Below are 13219 nucleotides of genomic sequence, written 5' to 3'. Positions count from 1 at the left end.
AGGATTCGATCATAGTTGCTTGAACTGTCTATAATTCCTTTCAGTTTCCCCCCACCCCACAAAAACGCCGAGACCATCATGCTACAAATGTCCCGGCGCCAGTTCCTGAAGGTGACGGCCACGTCGCTTGCCGGATCGAGTCTTGCCCTGATGGGCTTTTCTCCGACGGAAGCGCTCGCCGAGGTCCGACAGTACAAGCTGGCGCGCACCGTCGAAACGCGCAACACCTGTCCTTATTGCTCAGTGGGTTGCGGCATCCTGATGTACAGCCTCGGGGACGGCGCGAAGAACGCGCAGCCGAGCATCATCCATATCGAAGGCGATCCCGACCATCCCGTCAATCGCGGCACGCTGTGCCCGAAGGGCGCGAGCCTGATCGACTTCATCCACAGCCCGAGCCGCCTGACGCATCCCGAATACCGGGCACCGGGCTCGGACAAGTGGGAACGCATCTCGTGGGGCGACGCGCTCGACCGGATCGCGAAGCTGATGAAGGCCGACCGCGACGCGAACTTCGTCGAGACGGCGGAAGACGGCGCGAAGGTCAACCGCTGGCTGACCACCGGCATGCTGGCGGCGTCGGCGGGCAGCAACGAAGTCGGCTACCTCACGCACAAGGCTGTCCGCAGTCTGGGAATGCTCGTATTCGACAATCAGGCGCGTGTCTGACATGGCCCGACGGTGGCAGGTCTTGCCCCGACGTTTGGCCGTGGAGCGATGACGAACCATTGGGTCGACATCAAGAACGCGGACGTGATTCTCGTGATGGGCGGCAATGCAGCCGAGGCCCATCCGTGCGGTTTCAAGTGGGTAACGGAGGCGAAGGCGCACCGCAAGGCGCGGCTGATCGTCGTCGACCCGCGCTTCACGCGTACGGCCTCGGTGGCCGACTACTACGCGCCGATCCGCACCGGCACCGACATCGTCTTCCTGGGCGGCGTCATCAACTATCTGCTGACGAACGACAAGATCCAGCATGAGTACGTGAAGAACTACACGGACTTCTCGTTCATCGTGCGCGAGGATTTCGCGTTCAACGATGGCATCTATTCCGGCTACGACGCCGAGAAGCACGCGTATCCGGACAAATCGAGCTGGGATTACGAGCGCGGCGACGACGGCTTCGTGAAGGTCGACGCGACGCTGCAGCATCCGCGCTGCGTATACAACCTGCTGAAGCAGCACTATGCGCGTTATACGCCGGACATGGTCCAGCAGACGTGCGGCACACCGAAGGAGAAATTCCTGAAAGTGTGCGAGATGCTCGCGACGACGGCCGTTCCCGGCCGCGCCGGCACGGTGCTGTACGCGCTCGGCTGGACCCACCATTCGATCGGCGCGCAGATGATCCGCACCGGTGCGATGGTGCAGCTGCTGCTCGGCAACATCGGCATCGCCGGCGGCGGGATGAACGCGCTGCGCGGCCACTCGAACATCCAGGGCTTGACCGATCTCGGGCTGATGTCGAACCTGCTGCCGGGCTACATGACGCTGCCGATGCAGGCCGAACAGGATTTCGACGGCTACATCAAGAAGCGCGTGCAGCTGCCGCTGCGGCCGAACCAGCTGAGCTACTGGAAGAACTACAAGGCCTTCCACGTCAGCTTCATGAAGTCGTGGTGGGGCGATGCGGCGACCGCCGAGAACAACTGGGCCTACGACTACCTGCCGAAGCTCGACAAGCAGTACGACCTGCTGCAGGCGATCGAACTGATGAATGCCGGCAAGATGAACGGCTACATCTGCCAGGGCTTCAACCCGCTCGCGGCGGCGCCGTCGAAGGTGAAGACGGCGGCAGGCCTCGCGAAGCTGAAGTGGCTCGTGATCATGGATCCGCTCGCGACCGAGACGTCCGAGTTCTGGAAGCATCACGGCGACTACAACGACGTCGATGCGTCGAAGATCCAGACCGAGGTGTTCCGTCTGCCGACCACCTGCTTCGCGGAGGAAGACGGCTCGCTCGTCAGTTCGAGCCGCGTGCTGCAATGGCACTGGAAGGGCGCGGAGCCGCCGGGCGAGGCGCGGAGCGATCTCGAGATCATGTCGGGGCTGTTCCTGCGCATGCGCAAGATGTACCAGACGGACGGCGGCAAGTATCCGGACCCGATCGTGAACCTGACCTGGCCGTACGCGAACCCGGACAGCCCGACGCCCGAGGAGCTCGCGATGGAGTACAACGGGCGTGCGCTCGCCGATCTGCCCGATCCCAAGGATCCGACCAAGACCCTTGTGAAGAAGGGCGAGCAGCTCGCCGCGTTCGCGCAGCTGAAGGACGACGGCACGACCGCGAGCGGCTGCTGGATCTTCTGCGGCGCCTGGACGCAGGCCGGCAACCAGATGGGGCGGCGCGACAACTCGGACCCGACCGGCATCGGCCAGACGCTGAACTGGGCGTGGGCCTGGCCGGCCAACCGGCGGATCCTGTACAACCGCGCATCGTGCGACGTGAGCGGCAAGCCGTTCGACCCGACCCGCAAGCTGATCGGCTGGAACGGCAGCGCGTGGAAGGGCACCGACGTGCCGGACTTCAAGGCGGACGAACCGCCCGAGAACGGGATGGGGCCGTTCATCATGAATCCGGAAGGCGTCGCGCGCTTCTTCGCCCGCGCGGGGATGAACGAAGGGCCGTTCCCCGAGCACTACGAGCCGTTCGAGACGCCGCTCGCGGCGAACCCGCTGCACCCTGACAACCCGCAGGCGCTGAACAACCCGGCCGCCCGCGTGTTCCCGGACGACCGCGCGTCGTTCGGCAAGGTGTCGGAGTTCCCGCACGTCGCGACGACGTACCGGCTGACCGAGCATTTCCACTACTGGACCAAGCATGCGCGGCTGAACTCGATCATCCAGCCGGAGCAATTCGTCGAGATCGGCGAGGACCTCGCGAAGGAAGTCGGCGTCGCGCACGGCGATCGCGTGAAGGTGTCGTCCAAGCGCGGCTACATCGTCGCGGTCGCGCTCGTCACGAAGCGGATCAAGCCGCTGACGATCGAAGGCAAGAAGGTCCAGACGGTCGGCATCCCGTTGCACTGGGGCTTCAAGGGTCTGACGAAGCCCGGCTATCTCGCCAATACCCTGACTCCGTCCGTGGGCGACGGCAACTCGTATACACCGGAATTCAAGTCGTTCCTGGTGAAGGTCGAAAAGGCGTAAGGGGGAAGAGATGGCATTGCAATCGCTGGATATCAAGCGCGTCTCGGCCACCACGACGCCGCCGCCCACGGCGCGCGAACCGGTGACCGGGAGCGTCGCGAAGCTGATCGACGTATCGAAGTGCATCGGCTGCAAGGCATGCCAGACGGCATGCATGGAGTGGAACGACCTGCGCGACGAGGTCGGCACCAACGTCGGCGTGTACGACAACCCGGCCGACCTGTCCGAGCACTCGTGGACGGTGATGCGGTTCGCCGAATACGAGAACCCGGCAGGCGACCTCGAGTGGCTGATCCGCAAGGACGGCTGCATGCACTGCGAGGATCCGGGCTGCCTGAAGGCGTGCCCGTCGCCGGGCGCGATCGTGCAGTACAACAACGGGATCGTCGATTTCCACGAGGAGAACTGCATCGGTTGCGGCTATTGCGTGACCGGCTGCCCGTTCAACGTTCCGCGGATCTCGAAGAAGGATCATCGCGCATACAAGTGCACGCTCTGTTCCGACCGCGTCGCGGTCGGCCAGGAACCGGCCTGCGTGAAGACCTGCCCGACGGGCGCGATCGTGTTCGGCACCAAGGAGGACATGAAGCAGCACGCGGCCGAGCGGATCGAGGACCTGAAGGAGCGCGGCTTCGAGCATGCGGGGCTGTACGACCCGCAGGGCGTCGGCGGCACGCACGTGATGTACGTGCTGCACCACGCGGACAAGCCGTCGCTGTACCACGGGTTGCCCGACAATCCGTCGATCAGCCCGATGGTGCAGCTGTGGAAGGGGATCGCGAAGCCGCTCGCGGTCGCCGGCCTTGCGCTGACCGCGCTGGCCGGGTTCTTCCACTACACCCGGGTCGGTCCGAACGAGGTCAGCGACGAGGAAGAATCCGCCGCCCGCGACGAGGCGCGACGCATCAAGGAGGACGCAAAATGAAGCACGACGACCCCAACCTAATCGTCCGCTACACGCCGAACGAGCGCACGAACCACTGGATCACCGCGATCACGTTCGTGCTGCTCGCGCTGTCCGGGCTCGCGCTGTTCCATCCGTCGATGTTCTGGCTCACCGCGCTGTTCGGCGGCGGCCAGTGGACGCGGATCCTGCATCCGTTCGTCGGTCTCGTGATGTTCGTGTCGTTCGCGATTCTCGTGGTGCGCTTCTGGCATCACAACGCGCTCGACGCGGACGACCGTCAATGGCTGAAGCAGATCGGCGACGTGCTGACCAACCAGGAAGACAAGCTGCCGCCCGTCGGTCGCTATAACGCCGGACAGAAGCTGCTATTCTTTACGTTGGTGGCGTGCCTGCTGCTGCTCCTGCTGTCGGGGGTGGTGATCTGGCGGCGCTACTTCTCGTTCTACTTCCCGATCGGGGTGATCCGCGCGGCGGCCGTCGTGCATGCCGTGGCGGCCTTCGTGCTGATCGCGAGCATCATCGTGCACATTTACGCGGCGTTGTGGGTGAAGGGCTCGATCGGGGCGATGGTGCGCGGCACCGTCACGCTGGGCTGGGCCCGCAAGCATCACCCGAAGTGGTTCCGTGAAAGCGTGAAATAACGCACGGGAGCGGGGCGGTTAGCCGAGCGCGGCGAAATCGTTCCGTTCCTTCGCCGGAGCCGCCCGAAAGCGCCGACTCGTCGGCGCTTGTTCATTTGGAAGACATTTTTGTGACACAACGCATTCTGGAGCCGACCGAGATCTCGGCGCTCGATCATTCGGCCATTCCGCGCTTTCGCCTGCCGGAGCGCGGCACCGTGTTCTCGGCGCGTGCCGCCCGGCTGCGCAAGCTCGCCGACCTGAACCCGATCAGCGGCTACCTGCGGCTGATGGCGACCGTTGCCGATGCGCAGCACGCGACGCTGCAGGCGCTGAACCTGCCGATGCCGTCGCCCGAAGCGATCGCACGTGCACAGCAGCATTCGATGCCGCTCGTGCCGGCGCTCGACGGCGAGCGCAACCCGCAGTGGCGGGCCGTGCTGTATGAGCTGCTCGACCGCGTCGAAAGCGCAGGGCTCGTCAATCCGTCGCTCGCGAAGCTGCTCGACCGGCTGCGCCTGATGGCGCCCGCGGAACTCGACGCGCAGGCCGACGCGATCCTCGCGCTGCGCTTCGCCGAAGTCGACCCGGCCACCGCGCCGTTCGTGATGGCCGCGCTGCAGGTCGTCTGGACCGATCTCGCGAGCCGCGTTGCACCGGCCGACGTTCCGTATCTCGACCAGCCGGGGCTGTGCCCCGTGTGCGGCACGCATCCGGTCGCGAGCGTCGTGCGCGTCGGCGGCCAGTACCAGGGCTACCGTTTCCTGCAGTGCGGGCTGTGCGCGACCGAGTGGCACATGGTGCGCACGAAATGTTCGCACTGCGACTCGACCAAGGGCATCGCGTACCACGGGATCGAGGGCGGCAGCGAAGCCGTCAAGGCCGAATCGTGCGATGAATGCAAGACCTACCGCAAGATCGGCTACCAGGAGAAGGACTTCGAGTTCGAGCCGCTGGCGGACGATCTCGCGAGCCTCACGCTCGACCTGCTGATGAACGAAGCCGGCTACCAGCGCAGTTCGCCGAACCCGCTGCTGTGGCCGGACATGACGCACGAAGCGGAGTGACGACAGGCAGCCGGCATCGGCGCCCGAGCGCCTGTGCCGGCTGCCATGCCGCGCATGGAAATGGAGCCACCATTACGTGACCGAACCGGGTTTGAATGAACTGAATGCCGTCCTCGCGCGCGTGCCGTCGGTGGAGCGCGTGCTGTCGTCGGCGCCGCTGCAGCCGCTGCTCGCCGACTATGGCCGCACGCGCGTGCTGAACGCGGTGCGCGCCGAACTCGAACGCTGGCGCTCCGTCGCGCAGCAGGAGCCGTCGGCGGCCGGGCCGCTCGACGAGCCGCGCATCGCGGCTGCCATCGCCCGTACGCTGGCCGCGCAGAGCGCGGGCACCGTGCGCCCGGTGTTCAACCTGACGGGCACCGTGCTGCACACCAATCTCGGGCGCGCGCTGTTGCCCGACGATGCGGTGCGGGCGGTGGTCGACGCGCTCACGCAACCCGTCAACCTCGAATTCGACCTTGCCACCGGCCGCCGCGGCGACCGCGACGACCTGATCGACGATCTGCTGTGCGAACTGACGGGCGCGGAAGCCGCGACCGTCGTCAACAACAATGCCGCGGCCGTGTTGCTGGCGCTATCGGCGCTGGCAACGAAAAAGGAAGTCGTTGTGTCGCGCGGCGAGCTGGTCGAGATCGGCGGCGCCTTCCGCATTCCCGACATCATGAGCCGCGCGGGTGCGAGGCTGCGCGAAGTCGGGACGACCAACCGCACCCATTTGCGTGACTATGCTGACGCGATCGGCCCGCGCACCGCGCTGCTGATGAAGGTGCACTGCAGCAACTACGCGATCAGCGGCTTCACGAAGGAAGTGACGCTCGCCGAACTCGCGCCGCTCGCGCGCGAGCACGGGCTGCCGGTGGCGGTCGATCTCGGCAGCGGCACGCTCGCCGATCTGTCGCAATGGGGCTTGCCGCACGAGACGACCGTGCAGGAAACCGTCGCGGCCGGCGCGAACCTCGTCACGTTCAGTGGCGACAAGCTGCTCGGCGGGCCGCAGGCCGGTTTGATCGTCGGCGATCGGGCGCTCGTCGCGAAGATCAAGAAACATCCGCTCAAGCGCGCGCTCCGCGTCGGCAAGCTGACGCTCGCCGCGCTCGAGCCTGTGCTGAGGCTCTACCTGGCGCCGGAATTCCTGTGCGAGCGGCTCACGACGCTGCGTCTGCTGACGCGGCCGCAGCGCGAGATCTTCGAGGCCGCCGAGCGCGTGCGTCCGGTGTTGCAGGCCGCGCTCGGCAGCGGCTTTGACGTGCAGGTCGAACCGATGTTCAGCCAGATCGGCAGCGGTGCGCTGCCGGTCGACCAGTTGCCGAGCGCCGGGCTCGTCGTGCGCACGCCGGACGGCAAGCGCGGCGGCCGTGCGCTCGCGCAGCTCGAGAAGCGGCTGCGCGAATGGCCGCGCCCGGTGATCGGCCGCATCGCCGACAATGCGCTGCGGCTCGACCTGCGCTGCCTCGAAGCGGCCGATGAAGCGGTATTCGTCGCGCAATGCGTGCGGATCGCGGGGCCGGCTGCATGATCGTCGGTACCGCAGGACACATCGATCACGGCAAGACGACGCTCGTGCGGGCGCTGACGGGCGTCGACACCGACCGGTTGAAGGAAGAGAAGGCGCGCGGCATCTCGATCGAGCTCGGCTATGCGTATACGCCGCTCGAGAACGGCGACGTGCTTGGCCTGATCGACGTGCCGGGCCACGAGAAGCTGATTCATACCATGGCGGCCGGCGCGTGCGGGATCGACTTCGCGCTGCTCGTGATCGCCGCCGACGACGGCGTGATGCCGCAGACCCGCGAGCATCTCGCGATCCTGCAACTGCTCGGCGTCGCGCATGGCGCGGTCGCGCTGACGAAATGCGATCGTGTCGACGCAGTACGCCTGTCGGCGGTGCGCGACGAGATCGCCGCGTGGCTGCAGGGCTCGACGCTCGATGGCGCGCCGATCTTCGAAACCTGCGCGACGCGCGAGGACGATCCGGGCGTCGCCGCATTGAAGCGTTACCTCGCCGATGCCGCACTTGCATGGCGTGCGCGCCGCGACGACGGCCTGTTCCGGCTCGCGGTCGATCGCGTGTTTACGCTTGCCGGGCAGGGGACCATCGTGACGGGAACCGCGTTCGCGGGTCGCGTGGCGATCGGCGACACGCTCGCGGTCGTGCGCACCGGCGGCGCGGCGCGCGTGCGCAGCATCCATGCGCAGAACCGGCCGGTCGACACGGGCCGCGCGGGTGAGCGATGCGCGCTGAACCTCGCCGGCGTCGACAAGGCGAACGTCGAGCGCGGCGATACTGTCGCCGATGCGCGGCTCGTCGCGACGTCGCCGCGTCTCGACGTGGAACTGACGCTGCTGGCCGATGCGGGGCTCACGCTGACGCACTGGGCGCCGCTGCACGTGCATCTCGGCACGCTGCATCGCGTCGCGCACGTCGCGCTGCTCGACGGCGATACGCTCGCGTCCGGCCAGACGATGCGCGTGCAACTGGTGTTCGACGAACCCGTGTTCGCGCTGCCGGGCGATCGCTTCATCGTCCGCAACCCGCAGGCGACGCGCACCGTCGGCGGCGGTCGCGTGCTCGACCCGTTCGGTCCCGCGCGCAAGCGTCGCACGCCCGCGCGGCGTGCATGGCTCGATGCGCTGGCGGCATGGCTTGACGAAGGGCGGCTCGATGCGCTGCTCGCGCAGGCACCGCTCGGTATCGCACGCGCGATGCTCACGCACCTGACGGGCTTCGCGCCCGACGCGCTGGCGTTGCCGGACGACGCACTGGCGATCGGCCAGCGCGAGCGTGCGTCGAACGACGGCACAGTGATCGCTCGGGTGCAATGGGATGCGCTGCAGGCGCGGGCGATCGACACGCTGCGCGCGTATCACGAACGCGTGCCGGACGAGCAGGGGCTCGATGCGGCGCGCCTGCGGCGGATGGCGGCGCCGCTCGTCGGCGACGCGCTGTGGCGCGCGCTGGTCGATGCACTGGTGGATGGCGGGGAGGTGGCGCGAAGCGGGCCGTGGCTGCATCTGCCGTCACATTCGGTGAGTTTCGATGCGCGCGAGGAAGCGCTGGCGCAGCAACTGCTGCCGCTGATTCATGCGGGGCGCTTCGATCCGCCGTGGGTCCGCGATCTGGCGCGCGACACGGGCGCGGCCGAGGAGGCCGTGCGTACGCTGCTGCGCAAGCTTGCGCGGCGCGGCGACGTGCATCAGGTCGTGCGCGACCTGTTCTATCACGCGGATGTCGTGCGCGAGCTGGCCGGGCTGGTGGCGCATCTCGCGCCGACGGGCGGCGGCGGGCTCGACGCGGCGACGTTTCGCGATGCGACCGGGCTTGGCCGCAAGCGCGCGATCCAGATTCTCGAGTTCTTCGATCGGGTTGGGTATACTCGCTTCCACCGCGATCTTCACTTCCTGCGGCCTGACAGCGGTTGGGTGGGTGTACAGGCGTAGGCGCTCGTCGTTCTTCTCGCTCTTTGGGTTCTCTTTCCCATGGAAGGCATTCGTATCCGGTGGTACGGCCGGGCTTCAAACCCGGTTGGGGGTGTCAGACACTCCCGGGTCGGTTCGACTCCGGCTGCCTTCCGCCACTCAAGGCTTCCCGGGTATTCCGGTAGTGTCCGGAGACGCCCTTTAGATCCTTGATTTAAAAGCGATTTATGGGTAGTGGCGAGCTTGCGACTACCGTTGACGTCCCGCACAATTTCCTCACGAAGTATGGGTATCCGCGTTGGCCGATCGATGAGGTGCCGGTGCGTCACGTGACCAACGGTGTCCACGTGCCGACCTGGGATTCCGCGTGGTCGGACATCTGTGGACCCACGCTTGCGGGAAGGGCCGCTGGCTCGGCGCGGTCGATGGCCACACGGCGGCCGTCGCCGCGTGCGACGATGAGACGCTCCGGGCGCTGTCGGCCCAGCAGCGCCGCGACCTCGTCCGTTATGCGCGTGCGGCTCGCGTGGCAGCTCGGACAGCGAGGCGGGCCGTCCGACAAGCTCGCCCATGCGTCGCGCGTGCTCGATCCGAACATCCCGACGCTCGGCTTTGCCCGCCGCTTCACGGGCTACAAGCGTCCGAACCTGCTGTTGCGCGATTCGGCAAGCCTTGCACGCCTGCTGACGAACGAAGAGCTGACCGTGCAGCTCATCGTTGCGGGCAAGGCGCACCCTGACGACGTGGAGGGCAAGGTACTGATCCACGAGTGGTTCGATTACACACTGTTTCGACGCTGCGCAAGCGCGTGGTATACCTTGAGGACTACGATATGGCGCTCGCGCAGCAGCTTGTGCAAGGCGTCGATGTGTGGATCAACACGCTGCGGCGCCCGTGGGAGGCATGTGGTACGAGCGGGATGAAGGTGCTCGCAAACGGCAGGCTCAACCTCTCCTCGCTCGACGGCTGGTGGGCGGAAGCCTATCAGCCGCTCTACGGCTGGGCGATCGGCGACGACAACAGCAACAACAACGCGGACGATGCTGAGCACCTCTACGAATTGCTCGAGGACGACATCGTGCCGGCGTTCTAGCGCACGTGACGTGCAGGGCATACCGCGAGACTGGGCGCAACGCGTGCGCGCGAGCATGTCGGAACTTGCGCCGCGCTTCAGCAGCAACCGGATGCTGCGCGAATATCTGGATGGCTTCTACTGGCCGGCGGCCGTCGCGTATCGCGATCGCTTGCGCGACGGCGGGTTCGTGCCGGCCGAGCTCGGCCTCATTGCGTGGTATCGATGACTGCTTGTGCGTGCAGCATGGGGCCACCCCCACTTGCGCCCTGACAGCGGTGGGCTGGATATGGCTTAAGGAATCCTCTCTTTCCGAACTTCAATTCCGGCGCCGGGTGTCGGCCGTTCGCTGGCCGCGTCAATTCCGGCCGCCTTACGCCACGCTTCGTCGTGTCAGTGCCGACGTTCAGGCGCCCGCCAGTGCAGGCAATCCCGCATCGTCGCCGAAGTACTGTGAGAGCGTGAAACCCGCTGCCCGTTGCGAGCGGTAGCCGTCGCATGATGCCTCGATGCGCGTCGGCAGCGCGTCCGGCGTGTGCGCGCTCTTCTTCACGAGGATTGCTGCGCTCAGGAACTCCGCGCTATACGCATTGAGCAGATGCGGTTGTTGCGCCTCGATGTAGGCAACAACGCGAGCGTGGTCGCCGTCGATCGCCGCGAGCGACATCAGCGTTTGCGCATCCCAGCGAAAGCGCAGCCCGAGGTCGGCGAACGCGCTGTTGAACGCGCACAGCTGCGCATTGACTGCGCGGTCGTAGTCGGTCCGTTGTCCATCGTCGTGTGCATTGCGCATGATCCTCTCCATTTCATCGATTACGTGACGACAGCATAGGTCGGGCTATGAATTCACGATAGTTAAAGTTTTCTGTAAAAACTATTCATTAACACTTATGGAGTGGGTGCGGCAAACCAGAGTGCAGGGGCGCTGGTGTCAGGAGAACATGTGATATACAGTATTGTGAATATGCAAGTAGAGAAATGCGAGGCCAAACGACCGCGCCTATCCGGCCCACGATCGAGCGGACCATCACCGTAATCGACAACGAGGAGATACGTCGACCATGTCCACCGACACGCCAGAGAATGTCCGCGCGGTCCCGTTGAGCCTGAACCTCACGCCGATCAGCGCGACGGCATCGCTGCGCGACCAGGCGTATGTGCGACTCAAGCAGGCGATCGCGGATACCGACATCTATCACTCGCATGAAGAGGTACGTCTCGATGAAAAGGAATTGACCGAGGCGCTCGGCGTGAGCCGCACGCCAGTGCGTGAAGCGATGACGCTGCTCGAGCAGGAAGGCTTTCTGCGCACGGTGCCGCGCCGCGGCGTCTATATCCTGCGCAAGACGAAGAAAGAGATAGTCGAGATGATCTGCATGTGGGCCGCGCTGGAAAGCGTGGCGGCACGCCTCGCGACGCTGCGCGCGTCGAACGAGAATATTGCGCGCCTGCGGGCCATGTTCGATCAGTTCAGCCGGGCTGCACCGACCGATCACATCGAGGAGTACTCGGAGGTGAACATCGCGTTCCATCAGGCGCTTGTCGAATTGTCCGGCTCGCAGATCATCCTCGACACGATCAATAACATCATCATGCACGTGCGCGCGATACGCCGCATGACGATCGCGCAAAGCGACCGCGCGTCGCGTTCGATCGAAGATCACATGCGCATCATCGAAGCGCTCGAGGCGCGCGATACCGAGCGCGTCGAAACGCTCGTGCGTCAGCACTCGCTCGATCTCGCGCAGTACGTCGAAGCGCATTGCGATTTTCTGGACTGAGGCTGTCCTCACACCCGCACGGCAACCCCGGGACTATCCCGTGCCGGCGCATGTGCAGTGCGCGATCCGATCGCCGACACTCCTCATACACAAAGCCCTGGCGACCTTGTGCGATGCAGCAGCATGGACAGGCATCTGCAAGAAGTCATTGACTAATACGGTGTATGGAATATTGTATATTACGTCGCGCGGCACTCTTGGCCAAGGAGGCGACATCATGGCAGATGGGGTGAGGAACTGAATCAAGTTCCCGGACATGACGCCGTGCGATGCGAACGAACGGAGTCACTCGAATGGCGTCCAGGCGGGCGCTGTTTTTCACTGAGCGGTATCCATATGACGCACGAGCCCAACTATGCAAGCAGCTATCATTGACTATCAACAACTGGTGAACGCGATCGGCGATGCCGTCGTGATCTCGGACAGGAGCGGCGCGATTACGATGTGGAATCCCGCAGCAGAACGCATGTTCGGCTTCACGCCGGAAGAAGCGCTCGGCAATTCGCTGGACCTGATCATTCCCGAACGTCTGCGCGGGCGCCATTGGGAAGGCTACGAAAAGACGATGGCGACCGGGCAGACGCGCTATGGCAACGACGTCCTTCGAGTGCCCGCGGTTCACAAGGACGGCCGCGCACTGTCGATCGCTTTTACGGTCGCACTCTTGTATTCGGACGAGCACGAACTGACGGGCATCGTCGCGGTGATTCGTGACGAAAGCGCGCGCTTCCTGGAAGACCGAAATCTGCGCAAGCGCATCGCGGAACTGGAGGCACGCGTCAGCGCCTGACGTGTCGTTCCGGGCGATCGAACCTGGGCGGCATGCACGCCGCCTTTGTACTTGCGCAGTCAATATCACGTCGAACGTTGTTGCGACGATCAGCACGGAGAACATCGACGCGTGTAGAAACACGTGTGCGGTGTCAACTCGAATTGTCGGCCATGCAGTTCATTCACAGCGGCGATTGGGTCGCCTGCGCCGCCGTCCGCAAACTCGATGACGGCGCGCATGCGCCCCTTCTTGCCCTATCAACAGGCCATCGATCTCACCGTATTCGCAAGCGCAACCGCGGCTATCGCGGCTGCGCACGTCGTCGTTCCATTGATCGGACAGGAAGCACGTTGACGACAACACTCGCGGCCGCGTCGGTCACTTGACGCTCTCCGCGAGGGCACCGGTCATCGCAATTGTCTTTCGGGCGCAG

The 13219-nt window shown here is 65.2% G+C and carries 12 protein-coding genes and 1 tRNA gene; 12 read left to right on the top strand and 1 reads right to left on the bottom strand.

Annotated elements, in window-relative coordinates:
- Positions 1-78 precede the first annotated feature (78 nt).
- From fdnG to DIE23_RS40050, 9 genes are all read left to right on the top strand, one after another.
- Positions 79-3150, top strand: coding sequence for a formate dehydrogenase-N subunit alpha (gene fdnG, locus DIE23_RS08680; RefSeq protein ID WP_148093467.1), 3072 nt, complete (start codon positions 79-81; stop codon positions 3148-3150).
- A gap of 10 nt (positions 3151-3160) precedes the next feature.
- A complete protein-coding gene (gene fdxH, locus DIE23_RS08675) occupies positions 3161-4075 on the top strand; it encodes a formate dehydrogenase subunit beta (protein WP_124611739.1) in 915 nt (304 codons plus the stop codon).
- Positions 4072-4698 carry a formate dehydrogenase subunit gamma gene (locus DIE23_RS08670; protein WP_039318958.1) on the top strand — a complete coding sequence of 209 codons (627 nt, stop codon included), beginning with the start codon at positions 4072-4074 and terminating at the stop codon, positions 4696-4698. Before fdxH ends, DIE23_RS08670 begins: the two co-directional genes overlap by 4 nt.
- A 110-nt stretch (positions 4699-4808) precedes the next feature.
- Positions 4809-5744, top strand: a complete 936-nt coding sequence (gene fdhE, locus DIE23_RS08665; RefSeq protein ID WP_185646408.1) for a formate dehydrogenase accessory protein FdhE — start codon at positions 4809-4811, stop codon at positions 5742-5744.
- A 76-nt stretch (positions 5745-5820) separates the two neighbouring features.
- On the top strand, positions 5821-7260 hold the full coding sequence (gene selA, locus DIE23_RS08660) for an L-seryl-tRNA(Sec) selenium transferase (protein WP_124611737.1): 1440 nt from the start codon (positions 5821-5823) through the stop codon (positions 7258-7260).
- Complete coding sequence (gene selB / locus DIE23_RS08655; protein WP_124611736.1) at positions 7257-9182, top strand: selenocysteine-specific translation elongation factor; 1926 nt, start codon at positions 7257-7259, stop codon at positions 9180-9182. Before selA ends, selB begins: the two co-directional genes overlap by 4 nt.
- A gap of 41 nt (positions 9183-9223) precedes the next feature.
- Positions 9224-9319, top strand: a tRNA-Sec gene (locus tag DIE23_RS08650).
- Between the two features lie 611 nt (positions 9320-9930).
- A complete protein-coding gene (locus DIE23_RS40055) occupies positions 9931-10254 on the top strand; it encodes a glycogen/starch/alpha-glucan phosphorylase (protein WP_260436005.1) in 324 nt (107 codons plus the stop codon).
- Between the two features lie 55 nt (positions 10255-10309).
- Positions 10310-10462 carry a hypothetical protein gene (locus DIE23_RS40050; protein WP_260436004.1) on the top strand — a complete coding sequence of 51 codons (153 nt, stop codon included), beginning with the start codon at positions 10310-10312 and terminating at the stop codon, positions 10460-10462.
- A 177-nt stretch (positions 10463-10639) separates the two neighbouring features.
- On the opposite strand, the gene DIE23_RS08640 is transcribed toward DIE23_RS40050, so the two are convergent.
- Positions 10640-11026 carry a hypothetical protein gene (locus tag DIE23_RS08640; RefSeq protein ID WP_124611735.1) on the bottom strand — a complete coding sequence of 129 codons (387 nt, stop codon included), beginning with the start codon at positions 11024-11026 and terminating at the stop codon, positions 10640-10642.
- Positions 11027-11294: 268 nt separating this feature from the next.
- Here DIE23_RS08640 and DIE23_RS08635 point away from each other — a divergent pair, with 268 nt between their 5' ends.
- From DIE23_RS08635 to DIE23_RS08625, 3 genes are all read left to right on the top strand, one after another.
- Positions 11295-12014 carry a GntR family transcriptional regulator gene (locus DIE23_RS08635; RefSeq protein ID WP_124611734.1) on the top strand — a complete coding sequence of 240 codons (720 nt, stop codon included), beginning with the start codon at positions 11295-11297 and terminating at the stop codon, positions 12012-12014.
- A 355-nt stretch (positions 12015-12369) separates the two neighbouring features.
- Positions 12370-12804, top strand: a complete 435-nt coding sequence (locus DIE23_RS08630; RefSeq protein ID WP_124611733.1) for a PAS domain S-box protein — start codon at positions 12370-12372, stop codon at positions 12802-12804.
- A gap of 152 nt (positions 12805-12956) precedes the next feature.
- Positions 12957-13172: a hypothetical protein gene (locus DIE23_RS08625; RefSeq protein WP_260436003.1), complete on the top strand. Its 216-nt coding sequence runs from the start codon at positions 12957-12959 to the stop codon at positions 13170-13172.
- The last annotated feature ends 47 nt before the right edge of the window (positions 13173-13219 follow it).

It is taken from the genome of Burkholderia sp. Bp9143, from assembly GCF_003853645.1.
Classification (GTDB): Bacteria; Pseudomonadota; Gammaproteobacteria; order Burkholderiales; family Burkholderiaceae; genus Burkholderia.
This window is presented reverse-complemented; position numbering and strand designations above follow the sequence as displayed.

Bases quoted from the DNA above. Each gene is read 5' to 3' on its own strand.
- fdxH (WP_124611739.1), top strand. From the start codon at position 3,161: ATGGCATTGCAATCGCTGGATATCAAGCGCGTCTCGGCCACCACGACG.
- DIE23_RS08670 (WP_039318958.1), top strand. From the start codon at position 4,072: ATGAAGCACGACGACCCCAACCTAATCGTCCGCTACACGCCGAACGAG.
- selB (WP_124611736.1), top strand. From the start codon at position 7,257: ATGATCGTCGGTACCGCAGGACACATCGATCACGGCAAGACGACGCTC.
- DIE23_RS40050 (WP_260436004.1), top strand. From the start codon at position 10,310: ATGTCGGAACTTGCGCCGCGCTTCAGCAGCAACCGGATGCTGCGCGAA.
- DIE23_RS08640 (WP_124611735.1), bottom strand. From the start codon at position 11,026: ATGCGCAATGCACACGACGATGGACAACGGACCGACTACGACCGCGCA.
- DIE23_RS08635 (WP_124611734.1), top strand. From the start codon at position 11,295: ATGTCCACCGACACGCCAGAGAATGTCCGCGCGGTCCCGTTGAGCCTG.
- DIE23_RS08630 (WP_124611733.1), top strand. From the start codon at position 12,370: ATGCAAGCAGCTATCATTGACTATCAACAACTGGTGAACGCGATCGGC.
- DIE23_RS08625 (WP_260436003.1), top strand. From the start codon at position 12,957: ATGCAGTTCATTCACAGCGGCGATTGGGTCGCCTGCGCCGCCGTCCGC.